Annotated in this window: 19 protein-coding genes; 12 read left to right on the forward strand and 7 right to left on the reverse strand. The window is 32.7% G+C overall.

The features are described from left to right. Window positions 1-30: 30 nt before the first annotated feature. Window positions 31-1,383: a phosphoglucosamine mutase gene (gene glmM / locus MUA37_RS03750; protein WP_002510346.1), complete on the forward strand. Its 1,353-nt coding sequence runs from the start codon at window positions 31-33 to the stop codon at window positions 1,381-1,383. Window positions 1,384-1,473: 90 nt separating this feature from the next. Here glmM and MUA37_RS03755 read toward each other — a convergent pair whose 3' ends face one another. Genes MUA37_RS03755 through MUA37_RS03770 form a run of 4 tightly spaced genes read right to left on the reverse strand, consistent with a single transcriptional unit; the run spans window position 1,474 to window position 6,612 of the window. After that, window positions 1,474-2,577, reverse strand: a complete 1,104-nt coding sequence (locus MUA37_RS03755; protein WP_142019481.1) for a mannitol-1-phosphate 5-dehydrogenase — start codon at window positions 2,575-2,577, stop codon at window positions 1,474-1,476. After that, a complete protein-coding gene (locus MUA37_RS03760; RefSeq protein WP_002510348.1) occupies window positions 2,577-3,011 on the reverse strand; it encodes a PTS mannitol transporter subunit IIA in 435 nt (144 codons plus the stop codon). Before MUA37_RS03760 ends, MUA37_RS03755 begins: the two co-directional genes overlap by 1 nt. Beyond that, window positions 3,004-5,058, reverse strand: coding sequence for a BglG family transcription antiterminator (locus MUA37_RS03765; protein WP_262624838.1), 2,055 nt, complete (start codon window positions 5,056-5,058; stop codon window positions 3,004-3,006). Before MUA37_RS03765 ends, MUA37_RS03760 begins: the two co-directional genes overlap by 8 nt. Before the next feature lie 27 nt (window positions 5,059-5,085). Then, window positions 5,086-6,612 carry a PTS mannitol transporter subunit IIBC gene (locus tag MUA37_RS03770; RefSeq protein WP_142019483.1) on the reverse strand — a complete coding sequence of 509 codons (1,527 nt, stop codon included), beginning with the start codon at window positions 6,610-6,612 and terminating at the stop codon, window positions 5,086-5,088. A gap of 609 nt (window positions 6,613-7,221) precedes the next feature. Here MUA37_RS03770 and glmS point away from each other — a divergent pair. From glmS to MUA37_RS03790, 4 genes are all read left to right on the forward strand, one after another. After that, window positions 7,222-9,027 carry a glutamine--fructose-6-phosphate transaminase (isomerizing) gene (glmS, locus tag MUA37_RS03775; RefSeq protein ID WP_002510351.1) on the forward strand — a complete coding sequence of 602 codons (1,806 nt, stop codon included), beginning with the start codon at window positions 7,222-7,224 and terminating at the stop codon, window positions 9,025-9,027. A 120-nt stretch (window positions 9,028-9,147) separates the two neighbouring features. Then, a complete protein-coding gene (locus MUA37_RS03780) occupies window positions 9,148-9,498 on the forward strand; it encodes a DUF2200 domain-containing protein (RefSeq protein ID WP_002510352.1) in 351 nt (116 codons plus the stop codon). Between the two features lie 43 nt (window positions 9,499-9,541). Continuing rightward, entirely contained in the window at window positions 9,542-10,324 is a 783-nt protein-coding gene (locus tag MUA37_RS03785; protein ID WP_142019485.1) for an ABC transporter ATP-binding protein, read from the forward strand. A gap of 21 nt (window positions 10,325-10,345) precedes the next feature. Beyond that, window positions 10,346-11,203 carry an HAD family hydrolase gene (locus tag MUA37_RS03790; RefSeq protein WP_232198692.1) on the forward strand — a complete coding sequence of 286 codons (858 nt, stop codon included), beginning with the start codon at window positions 10,346-10,348 and terminating at the stop codon, window positions 11,201-11,203. A 144-nt stretch (window positions 11,204-11,347) separates the two neighbouring features. Here the strand turns inward: MUA37_RS03790 and MUA37_RS03795 are convergent, their stop codons facing one another. Further along, complete coding sequence (locus MUA37_RS03795) at window positions 11,348-12,430, reverse strand: DUF975 family protein (protein WP_262624839.1); 1,083 nt, start codon at window positions 12,428-12,430, stop codon at window positions 11,348-11,350. 130 nt (window positions 12,431-12,560) lie between these two features. Here MUA37_RS03795 and MUA37_RS03800 point away from each other — a divergent pair, with 130 nt between their 5' ends. Next, window positions 12,561-13,292: a metallophosphoesterase family protein gene (locus tag MUA37_RS03800; protein ID WP_002510356.1), complete on the forward strand. Its 732-nt coding sequence runs from the start codon at window positions 12,561-12,563 to the stop codon at window positions 13,290-13,292. A 66-nt stretch (window positions 13,293-13,358) separates the two neighbouring features. Here the strand turns inward: MUA37_RS03800 and czrB are convergent, their stop codons facing one another. After that, on the reverse strand, window positions 13,359-14,285 hold the full coding sequence (gene czrB, locus MUA37_RS03805) for a CDF family zinc efflux transporter CzrB (protein ID WP_262624841.1): 927 nt from the start codon (window positions 14,283-14,285) through the stop codon (window positions 13,359-13,361). 18 nt (window positions 14,286-14,303) lie between these two features. After that, window positions 14,304-14,609, reverse strand: coding sequence for an ArsR/SmtB family transcription factor (locus tag MUA37_RS03810; protein ID WP_002510358.1), 306 nt, complete (start codon window positions 14,607-14,609; stop codon window positions 14,304-14,306). 148 nt (window positions 14,610-14,757) lie between these two features. Between MUA37_RS03810 and MUA37_RS03815 the strand changes: the two genes are divergently transcribed. The 6 genes from MUA37_RS03815 to MUA37_RS03840 all read left to right on the forward strand — a co-directional run bounded on the left by MUA37_RS03815 (window position 14,758) and on the right by MUA37_RS03840 (window position 19,966). Continuing rightward, window positions 14,758-15,411, forward strand: a complete 654-nt coding sequence (locus MUA37_RS03815) for an SDR family oxidoreductase (RefSeq protein ID WP_002510359.1) — start codon at window positions 14,758-14,760, stop codon at window positions 15,409-15,411. A gap of 163 nt (window positions 15,412-15,574) precedes the next feature. Beyond that, window positions 15,575-16,279 carry a FadR/GntR family transcriptional regulator gene (locus MUA37_RS03820; protein WP_002510360.1) on the forward strand — a complete coding sequence of 235 codons (705 nt, stop codon included), beginning with the start codon at window positions 15,575-15,577 and terminating at the stop codon, window positions 16,277-16,279. A 389-nt stretch (window positions 16,280-16,668) separates the two neighbouring features. Then, the gene (locus MUA37_RS03825) at window positions 16,669-17,607 is read left to right on the forward strand and encodes a type I phosphomannose isomerase catalytic subunit (RefSeq protein WP_002510361.1); all 939 of its coding nucleotides are present in this window, start codon (window positions 16,669-16,671) and stop codon (window positions 17,605-17,607) included. A 19-nt stretch (window positions 17,608-17,626) separates the two neighbouring features. Further along, a complete protein-coding gene (locus tag MUA37_RS03830; protein ID WP_002510362.1) occupies window positions 17,627-17,860 on the forward strand; it encodes a hypothetical protein in 234 nt (77 codons plus the stop codon). A gap of 142 nt (window positions 17,861-18,002) precedes the next feature. Then, window positions 18,003-19,385, forward strand: coding sequence for an EVE domain-containing protein (locus MUA37_RS03835; RefSeq protein ID WP_142019489.1), 1,383 nt, complete (start codon window positions 18,003-18,005; stop codon window positions 19,383-19,385). Window positions 19,386-19,582: 197 nt separating this feature from the next. Beyond that, on the forward strand, window positions 19,583-19,966 hold the full coding sequence (locus MUA37_RS03840; protein WP_002510364.1) for a thiol-disulfide oxidoreductase DCC family protein: 384 nt from the start codon (window positions 19,583-19,585) through the stop codon (window positions 19,964-19,966). Window positions 19,967-20,081 lie beyond the last annotated feature (115 nt).

Here is a 20,081-nt window from a genome sequence, read left to right on the forward strand (position 1 = left end):
TATAATTATAGAGCAAAAGGAGAAATAAAAATGGCAAAATATTTTGGTACAGATGGAGTTAGAGGGATAGCAAATAAAGAGCTAACTCCTGAACTCGCATTTAAATTAGGGCGTTACGGTGGCTATGTTTTAGCCCATAATCAAGGGAAAAATCACCCTAAAGTATTAGTTGGAAGAGATACACGAGTATCGGGACAAATGCTTGAATCAGCATTAATCGCTGGTATGATTTCAATTGGTGCAGAAGTAATGCGATTAGGTGTAATTTCAACTCCAGGTGTTGCTTATTTAACTAAGGCAATGGAAGCAGAGTTGGGTGTTATGATTTCCGCTTCCCATAATCCAGTTGCAGATAATGGTATTAAATTCTTTGGTTCAGATGGTTTTAAATTATCAGATGAGCAAGAACAAGAAATTGAAACACTTTTAGACCAAGAAAATCCGGATCTGCCAAGACCAGTAGGTGATGCCATTGTGCATTATTCTGATTACTTTGAAGGCGCTCAAAAATATATAAGTTACTTAAAATCTACAATTGATGTTGATTTAGATGGTATGAAGATAGCATTAGACGGTGCACATGGATCTACTTCATCATTAGCACCATTTTTATTCGGTGATTTAGAAGCTGATACAGTAACTATTGGTTGTAATCCAGATGGTTATAACATAAATGAACAAGTAGGCTCAACTCATCCAGAAACATTGGCTAAAACCGTAGTTGAATCAGAAGCAGATTTCGGATTAGCTTTTGATGGCGATGGTGATAGACTTATTGCTGTTGATGAAAATGGAGATATTGTAGATGGAGACCAAATCATGTTTATCATAGGTCAAGAAATGGCTAAAAATCACGAGTTAAATGATAACATGATTGTATCTACTGTAATGAGTAACTTAGGCTTTTATAAAGCGCTAGATGAAGCTGGAATTAAATCTAATAAAACAAAAGTTGGAGATCGTTATGTTGTAGAAGAAATGCGTAGAGGTAATTATAACTTAGGTGGCGAGCAATCCGGACATATTGTTATGATGGATTACAATACTACAGGAGATGGATTACTGACAGGCGTACATCTTGCGGCTACAATTAAACTTACTGGTAAAAAATTAAGTCAACTTGCAGCTCAAATGAAAAAATATCCACAATCATTAGTAAATGTACGCGTTACAGATAAATATAGAGTAGAAGAAAATATAGACGTTCAGGAAATTATGACTAAAGTAGAAGTTGAAATGAATGGCGAGGGTAGAATCTTAGTGCGACCTTCAGGTACAGAACCATTAGTACGTGTTATGGTAGAAGCTGCGACAGATGAAGATGCCCAACGTTTTGCTAAAACTATTGCGGATGTTGTACAAGAAAAAATGGGCTTAGATTAAGTTTTATAATATAGTAAAAGGATGGGACACGATTTGTGTCTCATCCTTTTTTAACTGAAAATTTACGATAACTCATTATTGATACTGAAGTTATAATTGATTGTAAGCTGTTATAATCTCAGTAGTTAAGTGATCATCTGTTTTAGCATACGTTTTCAAGAAACCATCTAATCCGTGAGTATCGATATATTTATTTTTTTCAACTGTTTCTTGATCGTTAACGTCATCGTATTTTAATAATAATGCAGCTAACTTAGTTAAATTGTCGTGTGGCAGATTGTGATTATAAAGATATGTCAGTGGTTTGATAATTCTATCTTTTGGCCCAATCTTTCTAAGAGTACCACGACCTACTCGAGTTACTTCATCTGATAGATTAGGATTTTCAAAACGACCGATGATTTTATCGACATATTGTGCTTGTGCTTGTTCATTGAAGTTGAATTCTTTAGTAATATAAGCACTTGTTTCTTTTAATACCGCATGTAAACCATCTTTAATTTGTGAGTTTTTAATAGCTTCTAGTATTGTAGGTAATTGTTGATAAGCACCTGCGTATGCTAAGAAAGCATGGCCAGTGTTAACTGTTAGTAACTTACGTTCAATGTAAGGTGTTAAATCATCAACATATTTAATATGGTTCAATTCTGGACCATGCCATGCGTCTTTTTCGACCACCCATTCGAAAAATGGTTCAACTACAACATCTAAAATATTGTCATTTGTTTGAATAGGTACTATACGATCTACTGCAGAGTTAGCAAAATGAATATGATCACCTAATGGACCAGTAATATCTAATATTGCTTCTTTTAATGTATTCGTAGCCATGATAGCATTCTCACACGCAACGATATTGACATGATTTTGTTTTTCTTTTAAATAAGGTGCAAAGCTTTTTGCGATGATAGGTAAAATATTGACACCAACTGCAGTTGTAATTATATCAGCTTCTAATACAGCTTGTTTTAATTCATCAGAAGGTTGTCCTGAGTTAATTGCATCAACGTTATGAACACGAGTTGTTGTTTTAGCTTCATCAGCTAAAATAACATCGTATTCATGTTGTTGATCTAAGGCGTCAATAATTTCTGCATTAACATCGGCAAAAGTAACTTTAACCTGATTATCGGCAAGAATATAACCGATAAATCCTCGTCCAATGTTACCTGCTCCAAAGTGTAATGCTTTCATTATGCTTCAGCCTCCTCAAATACTTGTTTGATTTCTTCAGCAGAAGAAGCATTAACGATACGGTCAACATTTTCTTCTTCACTAAATGTGATTGCAATTTTAGATAGTAAATCTAAATGTTCACCATCTTTACCAGCGATACCTACAACAACTTTTACCTCTTCGCCATCCCAGTCAATGCCGTTTGGAATTTGTAGTAAAGTTAAACCAGATTTTAAAACACTTGTTTTGGCTTCGTCAGTACCATGTGGAATAGCTAAGCCATTACCCATAAATGTTGAAACAACTTCTTCACGGTCTTTCATAGCTTGAATATATGCATCGGTAACTGCACCACTTGACACTAATGCTTGGCCAGCTTGTTCAATGGCTTCATTACGGTTGCTCACAGTTGCGTTTAAAAAAATGTTTTCGTTACTAAATAATTCAGTCATAATTATCCACTCCATCTTGTAATTTATTTTGTAATTCTTGTAAATAGCTTTGTTTCACCAATTCCCGAATGCGTTCGGGATATAACATAAGTGTTTCCAATTCAGTTAAATGATTTGCAAAGGCACTAGAGAAGCGGCTAATAATTTCAGCGCTAAAGTCATCCTCTGGTGCAAACATAGCAAGTAAATACTGAATAGTGTGTTTGTCATTTTGATCATCAATAACTTCCATTGGCTGATTTAATATTGTAACTAATATATATGGACGCAAAATCAATCGATGTTTTAAATGAGGTATAGCGATTGGATAGGGGTCCAAAATATAATTTTGTGTCAATGAACGTTGTTGAAGTTCATCAGCGAATGACTGTACATCGTTTATAATTTGTTGTTGATATAAATGTGTCGTTAAATAATCATTTATTTCTGTAACATCTGTATATTCAATATTTACATTATCAAGTAAAGTTAAACCATTGCGTATATAACGCAAAGTATCATCTTGATGTTGAATACTTATGTTGATATTAGATTCAAGTTCAATCGATTGTTGTGACTGTGTTTGTTGTAGTTTCATGAAAGATGCGACATGATTAATATCTGTATCTGGTAATAACGGATTGACAGTAATATAAGGTGCGAAAATATCTAAATCAACCGTTGATACTATTGCTGCATAGCGTTGTAAATCTAAATCAACTAAATCACCGACTGACGCTTGTGTCGTACTAGTGATATCTGGAAATGATTGTTGCAAGCGTGCAGCTAAAATTTGACTTGTGCCAATTCCGCTACTACATACCACCAACACATGAAAATCTGAAGTAACTTTCTTATTAATTGCACCGCCAAAATGAAGCACGATAAAGCCTATTTCACTATCAGGAAATTGCAGTTTAGGCCATACCATATAAAGTGCTTTCTTTACACTAGCAAATAATAAAGGATAATCTTTCTTGATCATGTCAGTTAAAGGATTATATGTCTCAATATTCGCTTTAAGACGATTTATTGCTGGAATGATATGCAATTTAAGTCCTTCAATTAATGTTGCAGTATTATCAAATGAAATTTGCGAGATGCGTGATACTTGTGTAATAAAAGTATCAATTGGGAACTGTTCACTTTCGTCACTACTATCTACTTGATTAGAATCTTTACGCTTTGCGCCACGTAAATGTATAGTAATAAAACCAATCTCTGCTTGATTAAACGCTACGCCATAAATATGTTCCAAATGTAAACTTAAAGCAGTGGCTATTTCATGTTCAAATGTATGACGAATGTCAATATATAATTCATCGTTTAATGAAACATAATCACCATTCAACATACGATCAATACTTAATACAATATGAACAGTTAATGTAAGGTAGCTTGATTCTGTTAGGGTGTAGGGTAAGCGACCTAAATGGTCCATAAGAATACGTTCTACTTGGAATATTTTATCCATGTCTACCATGTTTAATTGATTTTGGTTAATAGATTGATAGACAAAATGATTTTCAATGACTGAATAAACACTAGTACTATTTAAATTATTAACCATGAGTTGACTTAAGAGTTCTCTTTTTTTGGATTCAGGACCATTTAAATAGATACCTTCTCCTCTTTTTTTCTGTAGTACCAGTTGATACTGTAATAATTCTTCAGTTAAGTCATCTAACAATTTAGTCAATGTTTGGATAGAGACACCAATTTCATGTGCTAAACTATATTGCTTTATAGATTCTTTCGATTGAATCAAAGCATAAAGTATAATTACCTTTTGTTCTTCTACTGATAAATCAACGGTGGTATGTTGTTGAATATATCGTTTTAAATGTTCGATTTGAATAGTATTCCCTAATAATTGCAACCCTTTTTTATTAACGCGTTCTAAAGTGATATTGAAGTTGGCCAATGCGCTTTCAATTGATTTTAACTCTCTATGAACAGTACGAGAGGACACTGCTAAATGTTGAGCAATATCGTAAATTGTTACATATTGACCATGGTATTTAATTAACATGGCAATAATTTCTTTTTCACGGGTACTTAACAACATAGTCGTGTCCTCCTTTGTCTGTTTATATTAATTTTCTTCTTGATTTAAGTTTGCTAGTAATTCGTCATATCTAGGGGAATTTAAGAAATTATCAACTGAGATATGAATAGCATTTGGTACTTGTTTGATTGCACGGTCAGTTAATTTTTTCTGAGTAATGACAAGTTGTGCATCAGATGGTAATTGATTAATTGCCGTATTAGTTACGTTAACGTCTTTAATATTTGCTTTTTTAAATTTATTACGTAACATACTAGCTCCCATCGCACTTGAACCCATACCTGCATCACAAGCAAATATGACATGATTTACTTTACTATAATCATGCGCGTCTACATTTTCCGTATCATAATTATCTAATAAATCAGCATCGTCGTCAGCTTCACTATTTTCTTGTTCACTAGCGTCAGTTGTTGCAGCACCTTCACTACTTGCTAATTTAGAAGATACACTAGATTTTTTACCTTTAGTTTCTTCCATTTTGGCAGTAGCTGCTTCAAGATCTTGTTTAGGTTCTTTTGTGAATTTTAAAATAATAGCTGATACTAAGAATGACACTAAAGTCGCTAAAACGACACCTATAATCATGTATAGTAATTCACCTTTAGGAGAATTTAAAACATAGACTATAAATGACCCTGGAGATGCTGGGCTTTTGAATCCAAAATCAAATAATGAGTAAGTTGCTACACCTGTCATACCACCTAAAATAACTGCGATGAATAATAACGGTCTCATTAAAACGTAAGGGAAATAAATTTCATGAATACCACCAAAGAAGTGGATAATTCCTGCACCGTAAGACGTTGCTTTAGCAGTGCCTTTACCAAAAATCATATATGCTAATAACACACCAAGTCCTGGCCCAGGATTTGATTCAATAGTATATAGGATTGATTGACCTGCTGAAGCTGATTGGTCTGCACCTAATGGTGTAAATACACCGTGATTAATTGCATTGTTTAAGAAAACAATTTTTGCAGGTTCAACAATGATACTTACTAATGGTAAAACGTGAGCATGAACTAATGCTTCTACTGCTACTGATAAAATATGCATTATAAACTGCATAATAGGAGCTAATATTTTAAATCCTACTATTGTCATGATGAAACCTAGAATACCAGAAGAGAAATTATTGAATAACATTTCAAAACCTTGTGGCGTTCTAGGCTGAATGAATTCATCGGTTTTTTTCATAAGCCAACCAACAAGTGGCCCCATAATCATAGCGCCTAGCAACATTGGTGTATCTGGTAATGCAACAATTACACCCATTGTTGCTACAGCTGCAATAATACCGCCTCGCATGTCATGGATTAATTTACCACCACTATAAGCGATTAATAATGGAATTAAATACGTAATCATCGGACCAGCTAAGCCGCCCAAATCTTTATTTGGGAACCAACCACCGTCGATAAATATGGCAGCGATAAAACCCCAAGCGATGAATGCACCAATATTAGGCATAATCATACTACTTAAAAATGACCCAAATGCTTGTACTTTACGACCAAGACCCTTCTTTTCTTCAGTCTGAGCTTGAGACATAATATGCACCTCTTTTTCTATAATTTTTATACTTTAATTGTAAGGGTTTTACCACGTTAGCCACAATATAAACTAATTTCAACTTTGGCACACGATTCATGACATAATTGTCATTACCAAAAATAGGTTTCATTGATTTACATCTTAATGAAAAATTTACAATTAATTTACTGAAAGTCATAAAAAGTTTGCCAAAGGATATATATAAGTTGTACAATAGTTTTATTGAGTGGAAGGAGGGCAAAGAGAAAGTAATATCAATTTAAAGCGCCTGTGCAAGTGATGAATAATTAAGTCCAAGATTTAGTATTTAATCAGAAATACTAATATGTCTTAACTATGAAGCTTGTAGACGAGGAAGATAGTTATCGATTTTTCGGCGGATGCTATCTCGGATGTGGCTCATTCGTTATCTTATTAAGGAAAACACTAGGGCAACCTTGTGCACAAAGTTAATAAGTTAGCCATAAAACAAATAACGAAAACGATTATACTGCAATAGGGGGGTTCTGTACTTTTTTAAGTGATTTATAATAATAAGCATCAATACAGTGAGAGCTATTTTTATACGAGAACCCCCTGTTGCTAGACAACTGGAGGAAATTAAATATGTGCGGAATTGTTGGATATATTGGGCATGATAATGCCAAAGAATTATTATTAAAAGGTTTGGAAAAATTAGAATATAGAGGTTACGATTCAGCTGGTGTAGCTGTTGTGAATGAAGAAGGTACAACAGTATTTAAAGAAAAAGGTCGTATTGCAGAGTTAAGAAAAGTAACTGATAGTGAAAATACAGACGGTAATGTGGGTATTGGTCATACACGTTGGGCAACACATGGCGTACCAAACCATGAAAACTCACATCCTCACCAATCAGCGACTGAACGTTTTACTTTAGTTCACAACGGTGTCATTGAAAACTATGAAGAATTAAAAAATGAATATTTAGCAGATGTAACATTTTTATCTGATACAGATACTGAAGTAATTGTACAATTAGTTGAACATTTCTCAAATCAAGGTTTAGAAACTGAAGCGGCTTTTAGTAAAGTTGTATCTTTATTAGAAGGTTCTTATGCTTTAGGTTTAATTGATAGCCACGATAATGAAACAATTTTTGTAGCTAAAAATAAATCTCCATTATTAATTGGTGTCGGCGATGATTTTAATGTTATTGCGTCAGATGCACTTGCAATGTTAACAGTAACAAATCAATATAAAGAAATTCATGACCATGAAATTGTTATTGTTAAAAGAGATAAAGTAATCATTAAAGATCAAAATGGCCAAGAACAAGAGCGTGCAGCTTATACTGCTGAAATTGATGCAGCAGATGCTGAAAAAGGTGTTTATGATCATTATATGTTGAAAGAAATTCATGAACAACCAGCTGTAATGCGTCGTATCATTCAAGAATATCAAGATGACAATGGTGAATTGAAAATTGATAAAGATATTGTTAAAGATGTAGCACAAGCTGATAGAATTTATGTTATTGCAGCAGGTACAAGTTACCATGCAGGTCTTGTTGGTAAAGAATTCATTGAAAAATGGGCAGGTGTACCAACAGAAGTACATGTAGCGTCAGAATTTGTTTACAACATGCCACTATTATCAGAAAAACCATTATTCATTTACATTTCACAATCTGGTGAAACAGCAGATAGTCGTGCAGTATTAGTAGAAACTAATAAATTAGGACATAAATCATTAACGATAACAAATGTACCTGGCTCAACGTTATCACGTGAAGCAAATCATACATTATTGTTACATGCTGGTCCTGAAATAGCTGTAGCTTCAACTAAGGCATACACAGCACAAATTGCTGTATTATCAATCTTGTCACAAATTGTTGCTAAAGAACATGGTAAAGAATCAGAAATCGATTTATTACGTGAATTAGCAAAAGTAACAACGGCGATCGAGGCAATTGTTGATGATGCTGATGTAATGGAACAAGTAGCAACTGATTACTTAAGAACAACAAGAAATGCTTTCTTTATCGGCCGTACTATTGATTATAATGTTAGTTTAGAAGGCGCGTTGAAACTTAAAGAAATTTCATATATCCAGGCTGAAGGTTTTGCTGGTGGCGAATTGAAACACGGTACAATAGCTCTTATTGAAGATGGTACACCTGTTGTTGCCTTAGCAACTCAAGAGAAGGTAAACTTATCAATTCGTGGTAATGTGAAAGAAGTTGTAGCACGTGGAGCAAATCCATGTATTATTTCAATGGAAGGTCTTAATAAGGATGGAGATACTTATGTCATTCCTCATGTACACGAGTTATTAACTCCATTAGTATCAGTTGTAGCGTTGCAATTAATTTCTTATTATGCAGCATTACACAGAGACTTAGATGTTGATAAACCACGTAACTTAGCAAAATCAGTTACAGTTGAATAATTAATACACATATTAAAGTAGAATCATATGATATTTGTCATATGGTTCTATTTTTATCTGCTATATTAAATGGTAAACTATGGATATTAACTAAAGTTAACGCAAAGTGAGGTGTCGCTAATGTCACAACCAAAAATATATACGATGGCTGTCAATAAAGTGTATCCACATTATGTCACGAAAGTTGAGAAAAAAGGTAGAACGCAAGATGAAGTAGATGAAGTAATCAGTTGGCTAACGGGTTACGATATTAAAACGTTGCATCAACAACTAAATGCTGATGTTGATTTTGAAACATTTTTTGCTGAAGCTCCTCGATTAAATCCATCAAGACGGAACATAACAGGTGTGATATGTGGTGTAAGAGTAGAAAATATGGAAGAAAGCTTAATGAAAGAAATTAGATATTTGGATAAATTAATTGATGATGTGGCTAAAGGTAAGTCGTTGGCTACTATACTTGATAAGTAATATTATTATCTAAGTAAAAACAAGATAGAAAGCGGTGACACGTATGTTGGTTGATTTGGAACACATTGCACGACGTAAACAAGGGAACAATATCCTGTCTGATGTTTCATGGCAAATTCATAAAGGGGAACATTGGATGTTGTATGGTTTAAATGGTGCTGGCAAAACAACTTTGCTTAATATTTTAAATGCTTATGAACCTAATACAGCAGGCAAGATGACATTATTTGGTATGACACCAGGTAAAATTGGTTATTCTGCAGAAAATGTACGTAGTCATATTGGATTTGTATCGCATAGTTTAATGAATCGATTTCAAGATGGGGAGCGAGTACTTGATGTAGTTATCAGTGGAGCTTTTAAATCTATAGGTGTGTTTCAACAACCAACTGAAAGCCATAAGCAAGCTGCGCAAACTTATTTAGCGCAATTAGGTATGACAGAATTTGAACAACAATATTATGGCTATTTATCTACAGGAGAACGTCAGCGCGTATTAATAGCACGTGCTTTAATGGGGAATCCATCGTTACTTGTGCTAGATGAACCTGCTACCGGATTAGATTTTATTGCTAGGGAAAGCTTGCTGCAAGCGTTAGAACAAATGTATGTCGATAATCCTGACTTAGCAGTTATTTATGTGACTCATTTTGTTGAAGAAATTACACCACAAATTGATAAGGGCTTATTACTGAAAAATGGCGTTTGCTATAAAGCGGGACCAATAACTGAAATATTGAACGACACTACATTATCGGAATTTTTTAATAAAAATGTTAAAGTAGCTTATCAAAATAATAGATATGCACTTTTTAGTAATGATTAAACAACAGCTGGAGGATATGAAATGACTAATGTTAAAGCAATTTTTTTAGATATGGATGGGACAATTTTACATAAAGATAATTTTGTGAGTGATACTACAGTCCGTACTATTGATGCACTAAAAAAACAAGGATATAAAGTGTTTTTAGCAACAGGCAGAGCACATAATGAAATTCATCATTTAGTACCAGAAAATTTTAGTGTAGATGGCATTATTAGTTCAAATGGGACGCTAGGTATAGTTGATGATAAAGAAGTATTTAAACATAGTTTAACTTTAGCATCAGTCACACAAATTGTTGAAAAAGCACGACAACAAGGTATTTACTATGAGGTATTTCCTTTTGATTCAACACGCGTTATTTTAGCGGAAGACAAACGGTGGGCAATGACGATGTTTGAAGCTGATACCCCGCCTGGAAATGTAGGGGAAAGTGAATGGTTTTCAAGAAAAGATGCGATCAAAGACAAGGTAGAGTGGGTTACAGAATTGGTAGACCAAAAATTTTCGAAAATTTATTTATTTTCACCTGAATACGATAAAATCACAGCATTTAGAGCAATGTTAGGTGAAGAAAAAGAAAATCTCAGTATTAGTGTGTCAAATTCATCCCGCTTTAATGTAGAAACAATGCCATATAATGTTGATAAAGGCACGGGCATTAAAGAAATGATAGAGTATTTTGGTATTAAACAAAGTGAAACATTAGTAATTGGTGATAGTGATAACGATCGTGCGATGTTTGCATTTGGTCAACACACTGTCGCAATGAAAAATGCACGCCCAGAAATTCAAGCACTTTGCGATGAAGTGACGTCTTTAACTAATGAAGAAGATGGTGCAGCACATTATTTACAACAAAAGTTTTTAACGTTATAACATAGAGCAAAAGTTAAGACATTGATTTTATTAAAATAAATAATAACATTTAAGATAATAAAAATGACTAATCCTTTATTTAAAGGATTAGTCATTTTTTAGGATGACTTTAAATAAGTCTCCTACATTTTAATTACTCACTAATTATTCTTTTTTATTTTTGATATCTTTTGCGACATCTTCAACTTTTGATTGAGCATCAGAAGCTTGTTTTTTTGCGTCATCTTTAATATTGGATGATGCAGTGGTGTCATCAGTTGTTTGTTGTTTTACTTGATTAGTTAAGCTCTTGTCATCACTTTTTTTCTTTTTACTAGATGCTAAGTTAGCAGTTGAACCATCTTCAATATGATATTGGATAATTGCTAACAAGTTAATATAGTAAACAACTAAACGAATAACAACAACTAAAATTGTAATTACATAAGTTAGCGCTACTGCTACAGTTTGAGATATGCCACCAGTTAAAATATTAACTAATTGACTTATTGGGTTAGCAAATAATATAACAATTAAATTAAGTAATAATAATCCTAAATAAAATTTAAACCAAGTTTTATTACCATTTTTAATTTTTGCAAATCCTTGTTTAACTGCTTTCCATACGCCTAAATCAGGGTTTTTCACAAAGGATAAAGTATAGTTAACGACGATGACAACAAATAGCCAATAAACAAATGATAGGATAAACACTAGAACTGTGGCTGCGATAATTTGTATAGTTAGTGATATACCTAAAGCATTTGATGAGCTACTGATAGGACCTTGTAATGCCGAAAATCCTTTAACTATTAAAAAGTTAAGCAATTTGCCTAATAATAAATTTACTAGCATTAATACGATGAAAAATATTAATGTGATTAATCCTAAAATTACAGATTTTAGATATTTACCTTTTTTAAATGTTGAAAAAATATCTGTGAATTTAGTATTTTGCTTTGTTAAAGCTTTATCTATAGTATATATTACACTTGAAATTAGTGGATAGCCAATGAATAAAAATACTACTAATGGTATGATAATGGCTAATATAATCATAAATATAGATGAACCTATGGGTTGTTGTGTTGCTTGTGCTATCGCAAATTTATAGATAGCTGGTTGAACTGGTAAGACAGCAAGATATGCTAATATCATTGCTATGAGAAAACCTACTATAGTAAACATTAAAATTTTCCCATTTTGTGGTTTGGCATTTCGTATAGCAAGTTTATGAAATTTAAACAAAATTTAAGCACTCCTTTTTAATGATATAATCACAATATCAAAAAAATGAAATTTTTAAAATTAATAGGTAACAAAACAGGTATAAAATGTTAAAATGTCCTAATGAGAAATAATGAAAGGAGACATCATCATGAAATTTGCAGTTATTACTGATGTACATGGTAATTTTGATGCACTCGAAGCGGTATTAGATGATATTGATAGAAAAGGCGATGTAGATAAAATTTATAATCTTGGAGATAATATTGGTGTGGGTCATGAAACGAATAAAGTTCTAGATTATATTTTTGACAGAGATGACATGGAAATTATTGCCGGCAATCATGATGAAGCGGTTATGTCGTTAGTTAACGATACTCCTTACCCAGAAGATTTAAAAGATAAATTTTTTGAACATCATCAGTGGATTGAAAATCATTTAGATGAAGATTATTATGACAAATTAAATGAATTACCGAGAGTAATAGAGAAAAAATTTGGAAATAAAAAAGTTTTATTTATTCATTATGAAATACCGAATGAGCAGTTGAGTGCACCGATTGATAAACAACCATTCAGTCCAATCACTGAACCTACAGAAGAAGCAATGCAAACGTTATTTAGTGATAAACAAGCTGATTTAATTGTTTTTGGCCATAATCATACAGTTCATTTGTTTGATGACAAAGAAAAAATATATTTTAATCCAGGAGCAGTGGGGTTAAACAATGGTGCTCATGCTGTTTATGGATTGGTTACTATTGAAGAGGATGTCATCTCTATTGACCGAGTTAAAGTAGCATATGATAATGAAGAATTTTTACGTGGGTTTGATGAAAAACAAGTACCTGGTAAATCATTAATTTTTGATAAATTTCTATAATATAAAGACACGATAAGTCACACCATATCAATTTATTACGGTGTTTGCTTATCGTGTCTTTTGTAATTAATGCAATGTACATAATGTGTGATCGTCATGCTTATGTTTAGGTGTTTCTAATTGGATAGTCATATGTTGAATATTTAAATGTGCTAGGTTATGTTCAATACGTTGTAAGATATATTCACAGTCATCAATACTTAATTTTGGGGAGACGACTGCATGACAGCTTAATGCATTGATGTCATTAGAAATAGTCCATAAGTGACAATCATGTACTGCGATGATTTCTGGTTCTTCTGTTAATACGCTGATGGCAGTTTCCATATCAATGTTCGACGGTGTACCTTCCATTAATATATTGACAGATGATTTTGTAATACCCCAGCCACTTTTAATAATTAATAACGATACGATAATACTAGCTATTGGATCGGCTAAAGTAAATCCCCAAATCCAAATGATGATAGCAGCAACAATTGCTCCTACAGAACCCAACAGATCTCCTAAGACATGTAAAAAAGCGCCACGCATATTGATATTGTCTTTAGTATCGCCACCTTTAAACATAAGTGTAGCAACTATGACATTAACAATTAAGCCGATAACACTAATTATGAACATTTCTGTGGATTGGACTTCGATTGGGTTAAACATACGTTTTATTGCTTCAACAATAATCATGATACCGATAACAAATAATGTAACCCCATTAAACAACGCTGCTAAAATTTCAAAACGTTTGTAACCGAATGTCTTGTTTAAAGTAGCATGTTTTTCCGCATAAATAAACGCAACTAAGGCTACGCCTAACGATATGGCATCACTAAACATGTGTAAGCCATCAGATAGTAAAGCTAAACTATTAGCTACAAACCCACCAATAATTTCTACTACCATAAAGGTTGCAATAATTATGAATGAGAATAATAATACTTTTTTGTTATTTGTATGCACATGGCTATGATTATGGTCGTGATTATGTGAAGACATAAGTCATCCCTCTTTTCATTATTGATGTTCTGCGTGGTGTAATGATTGGTGTAGCAATGTAGTGACATGCGTATCATCAATTGTGTAAATCATTGATTGGCCTTGACGATTAGCTTTGACTAAATGTGCTTCTTTAAGTATACGTAATTGGTGTGAAACATTAGATTGACTTATTTGTAACGTGTGAGAAATATGGCCCACACTGCATTCACCTTGTGATAATAAATTTACTATACGGATTCTAGTACCATCACTTAGTGCTTTAAAAATGGTAGTGACTGTATCAAGAGAGTCTGGAGATATATCAGTAAAATGTTGAGTCAAACAATCACCTCTTTATATTAATATATGTATTTATATTCATATATTAATATAAAGTGTTACTCATGTCAAAAGTGAGCGTATTAGTTTTGTTTATTAGCAATTGGGTATATTCTGTATATTAATTAGTAAATTTGAGGAGGTATATTTAATGAGTACTTTAGTTATCGGTGCTAATGGTGGTGTAGGTAAATATTTGATTCAGCAATTGCAAAATGCAGGTGAAACATTTACTGCTGGTGTTAGAAAAGAAGAACAAATAAATGATTTACAAGGAAAAGGCATAGATGCCAAACTTATCGATGTTGAAAATGATAGTATTGAGACACTGACAGATAAATTTAAAGGATTCGATCAAGTTGTATTTTCAGTAGGTTCTGGTGGTAACACAGGTGCTGATAAAACAATTATTGTCGATTTAGATGGTGCTGTGAAAACTATCGAAGCAAGTAAAGCAAATCATGTGTCAAAATATGTGATGGTATCTACTTATGATTCTAGAAGAGAAGCATTTGATGAGAGTGGTGCATTAAAACCATATACAATCGCTAAGCACTATGCGGATGAACATTTAAAACGTTCTGGTCTTAACTATGTCATTGTCCATCCAGGTGGTTTACTTGATGAAGCGGGAACAGGTAGAGTTGATGCGGCTGCTTTCTTTGATGGCAAAGGAACTATACCTCGAGAAGATGTTGCCTCTGTAATTAGTCAAGTGCTAACAACAACAGGTTTTGATAATTCAGAATTCCAAATTATTAGTGGTACAGAAGAACTAACAACTGCAATTAATAAATTTAAATAATTGAATTGCATGTTAATCATATTTAGTGGGAAAATGAAATCAAATTTAGTTTAATTTGATTATTTTCCCACTCTTTTTTTATTATTATATGGAAGAATTGGCTTTCATTAATTATTAGTGCAAATAATTTGATATAATTGTGATATCGTAAGGGGGAGCTACAATGAAGATTTCGAACGTAAAAATTTACGAACAAGTTGCAGATTTGTTATTAGAACAAATTAAAACAGGAGAATATGAAGTTGGCGATAAGTTGCCATCTATACAAAAATTGGCTCAAAATTATGGTGTTAGTGTAGCATCAATAAGAGAAGCATTAAACGCTTTAAGGACTATTGGCGTTATTGAAATTAAACAAGGCTATGGTACTTTTATTAAACAAAAAGAACCTATCTTTTTTGAAATTGGAGAAAAATTCAATTCATTAACACAAGTTGAGGAACTACTTGAGTTGCGTGAGATTATTGAACGTACTACCGTTGGTAAAGCTGCAATTCAACGTTCGACAACAGATTTAGAAAATATGAAAAAGGCTTTAACAGATATGGGGAAAGCTGTGTCGGATGGTACATCGGGAGAAGCTGCCGATTTGCAATTTCATCTCTCTATTGCTCAAGCCGCAAATAATTCATTATTAGTAGAATTAATGAATAATATTTCAGGTTTAATGCAAGATTCGATGAAAGAGACACGTAAGATTTTTATATATAGTAAGCAAAAAACGATGGAAAAACTTTATGAAGAACATGAAGCGATTTATTTAGCGATTGAGCAACAACAAGAAGAGCAAGCAATCGCAGCGATGGAAGCTCACTTATCAGAAATAAAAGCAACTATTTTACAAAATTTCAAAGAGAAAAAAGAGTAATGTTTTTATATATAGAATGGTTACGTAAGGGTTAGTTCAACGCGATAAGTATTCATTCGACTTGGAGATAAGCAAAGCAATACGTTTGGACATAGCACAATGTATCCCTCGAAGCATCTTAGTATGAAACATTATTATAACTTGATGTTTAATTTTGATAAACAATCAACAGTCTATGCACTTAAAAAGTAGTTATATTTGAATATACTATTATTATCAACTGAGACTTGCTATAATACATAAAGAAATAAATTGAACAATACTCATGTGATAATACGTGATCATTAACTAGTAAAAGTTGAACTATAACAAGCAGTTCCAATGAATATGAGATATGCTAGTGTACTAGTGATTCAAACATGAAAACGAACAATTGTCGGAGGTGTAGTATGCCGTTATTTTTAAAGCCTGTATTCCATTCAAAAGTATGGGGCGGTAACAACTTAGAACGCTATGGATATAATTTACCCAGTGATAATGTTGGGGAGGCATGGGGCATTTCTGCTCATCCAAATGGACGTTGCGAAATTATAAATGGACCATTTAAAGGTCAAACATTAGATAAAGTATGGACAAATAATAAAGAAATGTTTGGTGATTTTCCAAGTGAAGATTTTCCTTTAATGACTAAAATGGTAGATGCACAAGCACCACTTTCAGTACATGTACATCCTGATGACGCCTATGCATATGAGCATGAAAATGGTCAATATGGGAAGTCTGAATGTTGGTATATTGTAGATGCAAAACCAGGTGCAGAAATTATTTATGGTTTAAATGTTAAATCTAAAAATGAAGCACTTAACAAAATAGCAAATGCTGATTTTGATAATCTTTTTAATACGGTGAAAGTCAAACCAGGAGAGTTTTATTTTATACCGGCGGGCACAGTCCATTCAGTAGGGGAAGGTATTATAGTTTATGAGACAATGCAATCCTCAGATGTTTCATATCGCATTTACGATTATGAACGAAATCAACAAGACTACCTTGACCGATCTTTACAATTGGATAAGGCTCAAGATGTTTTAGAGATTAAAGATGACGATTTAAACTTAAGACCTGATACTGAACTGATTGAAAATCATAAACAGGTCAAACTTGTCTCCAATGATTTCTTTACTATTGTCAAATGGCAAATTACAGGGACGTTAAATTACATGAAACCGAGAGAATTTGTATTGGTTTCAATTTTAAAAGGATCAGGCAATGTTATAATTGATGGTGAAGTTTACAGTGTGAACCATGCTGACAATTTTATTTTAACGTCAGATGATTTAGACACTGTATTTGAAGGTGAGCTCGAAGTTATTATTAGTTATATGTAATGAAAGAGGAGGAATATGTTTGTATAAGTTTTTATATATATCTCTTATTTGTGGTTTGCTAGCTGGAGCAGGTGTGTTTTTAAATATACCACCGTATCCTTCTCTTATTTTTCCAATGGTTGTAGCATTCTTAGGTATAGTTTGTACAATTGTAACTTTTCCTGAGAAAGACGTGAAAATAACGCTTAAATTGGGAGGCATACTTATCAACGTTATGCCATTGTTAGGTGCACTAACACAAATCAATATGTAAAAAACAATAAGTATAGCACAGAGACTACAAGTTAAATAATACAATTAAGTATTCCTGAAAAGCAGGTTACATTTGTTTTCAGGAATAATGTATGAATATAATTGACAGATAGAATTTCACAAAAAAGATGGGAGTATCGTAAATGACAGAGGAAACAAGTTATTTTTGGTTAAATTGCGGTTATAATCGCTGGAATCATAATGAACCATTAGTAGGTCAAACTACATTATTCGAATCCGGTGCTCAATTTAATCCATCACAAGGATTTCGTGCTTTTAAACAAGCTAAAGTAGGCGACCAAGTAATCTTTTATCAAGTACAAATGAATACAGGGCTATTAGGCTATGGCGAAATTACGAGTGTGCAAACAGGTGCACAAAATAAAATCCGAGTGCATTTTGAATTAAAGGCACAATTGAATCCTTTAACTGCAGATTACTTAAAACGTAGTGAATTGTTAGAGTTCAGAATGAGTAATATGAAAGAAACCTTATTTAACCAAATAACAGAAGAAGAATTTAATTTAATTGTAAGTTTAGGTACTGGCGCGGTGAAAGTGCCACGTTATTTCTTTATTTCTGAAGAAGATACGTTTGAACCTAATCAAACTTACACTTTGTTTACGCATACTTACAATGGTATTAAACGTAATGGCTATCACTTTTATACTCAATTAGAGCAAGGGGATAAGCTTGTTTTTTATAATAAAAAAATGGATCAATCTGTGGTAGGTATTGGAGAAGTCACACAACATATACACGAAAAATCGCCAATTGCAGGTAGGACAAATAGTACTGCAATTGAAGTACTATATGAACATCACATCACACCATTGACATTATCTACACTAAATAAACATCCAAAATTAAAAAACTTATATTTTCTACAAGAAAATGCGAAACAAGCCATAGCGAGTTTATCTCAAACACAATATGAAGCAATTAAAGAATTAAGTGAAAATAATGGCGTGAAACCACAATTTGAATCGGTACATAAAGACTCAAATATGCCAGTACAAGATGATGACGTTAAGCCTATTATCTTATTAGTAGTTGAACCTGGTGACGAGGGTCTGAAAGCAGCTGAAAACCTATTGCATAAAACGAATGCCAATCCAGTGATAACTTCAGGTCATCCAGATTTTACTGAAGATATGTTATATGGTAAATATTTACCTAATGAATCAGGAGCAATGTACTTTAGAGAAGGGTTTATTACTGATTTAATGCCACGTACTGATAGAAGTTACCTTGTAATCGACAATTTTAATCGTATTAATCCTGATGTTTTTCAGACATTTATAAATGTTTTAGAAGGTTATGAAGTGACCATGCCTCGTTATAATAAACATGGGAATATGATTAAATGGTCACGTCAAAAAGATTCTTTTTATCATTTTAATCCTAACTGGCATATAGTTGGTATAACTTATGAAAGTTTAAATGAAATCAAACAACGTTATTCTGAACAGTTTTTAAAATATACTAGAATTGTTAAAGTAAATCAGGATAACCAAAATCTATAAATCAAACTGGGACAGCATAATGTCCCAGTTTTTTTGTTATAAGATATCGTGTTGTAATTTATACAATAAAGGCTATTAATTTAAAAAACGATGTTGCTTAGCACATTGTTTACTTGAATTTTAATTATTGTACCATGATTGAAAAAGTATGAAAAAAGGTATAATAAAAGTATCATGTTCGAAAGAGGTGTGTTTAAATGCCTATAGTTTATTATGATGGCGGTTGTGTTTATTGTTATAATTTTGCAATATGGCTCATTCAAAATGGCTTATCACGGCGTTATCAATTTGCCAAACTAAAAAGTACAGCAGGTGACCAATTAAGACAAACTTTTCCAGAAGCAAACCGCTTTGATAGTGTAATATTACAAAATGGCGAACAACTACAATTTAAATCGGAAGCAATAGCTACGTTAATTTTTTCATTAACGAAATTTAAATGGTTAGGGGCTTTGTTAAAAGTTACGCCTAATTTTATTAGTAATATTGGTTATAATTTTTTTGCAGAGAATAGAAATAATATGTGGAAAACGCATTGGCATCAGCCTAATGCCTATGAACAATCGTTCTTTATTGACTAAAGTATAAATTTGTCAGTCGTAAAAGTAGGAAATGTAGAAACTCCACGTAATCATTAGTAAATTAGAATAATTCTAAATTATTATCGGAAAACAGTTTACAGATTAGAATAATTAT

The organism is Staphylococcus arlettae (genome assembly GCF_025560845.1).
Lineage (GTDB): Bacteria > Bacillota > Bacilli > Staphylococcales > Staphylococcaceae > Staphylococcus > Staphylococcus arlettae.

What these genes read in the sequence shown, in the direction of transcription:
- glmM (WP_002510346.1), top strand. Translation starts at nt 31, where the DNA reads ATGGCAAAATATTTTGGTACAGATGGAGTTAGAGGGATAGCAAATAAA.
- MUA37_RS03755 (WP_142019481.1), bottom strand. Translation starts at nt 2,577, where the DNA reads ATGAAAGCATTACACTTTGGAGCAGGTAACATTGGACGAGGATTTATC.
- MUA37_RS03760 (WP_002510348.1), bottom strand. Translation starts at nt 3,011, where the DNA reads ATGACTGAATTATTTAGTAACGAAAACATTTTTTTAAACGCAACTGTG.
- MUA37_RS03765 (WP_262624838.1), bottom strand. Translation starts at nt 5,058, where the DNA reads ATGTTGTTAAGTACCCGTGAAAAAGAAATTATTGCCATGTTAATTAAA.
- MUA37_RS03770 (WP_142019483.1), bottom strand. Translation starts at nt 6,612, where the DNA reads ATGTCTCAAGCTCAGACTGAAGAAAAGAAGGGTCTTGGTCGTAAAGTA.
- glmS (WP_002510351.1), top strand. Translation starts at nt 7,222, where the DNA reads ATGTGCGGAATTGTTGGATATATTGGGCATGATAATGCCAAAGAATTA.
- MUA37_RS03780 (WP_002510352.1), top strand. Translation starts at nt 9,148, where the DNA reads ATGTCACAACCAAAAATATATACGATGGCTGTCAATAAAGTGTATCCA.
- MUA37_RS03785 (WP_142019485.1), top strand. Translation starts at nt 9,542, where the DNA reads ATGTTGGTTGATTTGGAACACATTGCACGACGTAAACAAGGGAACAAT.
- MUA37_RS03790 (WP_232198692.1), top strand. Translation starts at nt 10,346, where the DNA reads ATGACTAATGTTAAAGCAATTTTTTTAGATATGGATGGGACAATTTTA.
- MUA37_RS03800 (WP_002510356.1), top strand. Translation starts at nt 12,561, where the DNA reads ATGAAATTTGCAGTTATTACTGATGTACATGGTAATTTTGATGCACTC.
- czrB (WP_262624841.1), bottom strand. Translation starts at nt 14,285, where the DNA reads ATGTCTTCACATAATCACGACCATAATCATAGCCATGTGCATACAAAT.
- MUA37_RS03815 (WP_002510359.1), top strand. Translation starts at nt 14,758, where the DNA reads ATGAGTACTTTAGTTATCGGTGCTAATGGTGGTGTAGGTAAATATTTG.
- MUA37_RS03820 (WP_002510360.1), top strand. Translation starts at nt 15,575, where the DNA reads ATGAAGATTTCGAACGTAAAAATTTACGAACAAGTTGCAGATTTGTTA.
- MUA37_RS03825 (WP_002510361.1), top strand. Translation starts at nt 16,669, where the DNA reads ATGCCGTTATTTTTAAAGCCTGTATTCCATTCAAAAGTATGGGGCGGT.
- MUA37_RS03835 (WP_142019489.1), top strand. Translation starts at nt 18,003, where the DNA reads ATGACAGAGGAAACAAGTTATTTTTGGTTAAATTGCGGTTATAATCGC.
- MUA37_RS03840 (WP_002510364.1), top strand. Translation starts at nt 19,583, where the DNA reads ATGCCTATAGTTTATTATGATGGCGGTTGTGTTTATTGTTATAATTTT.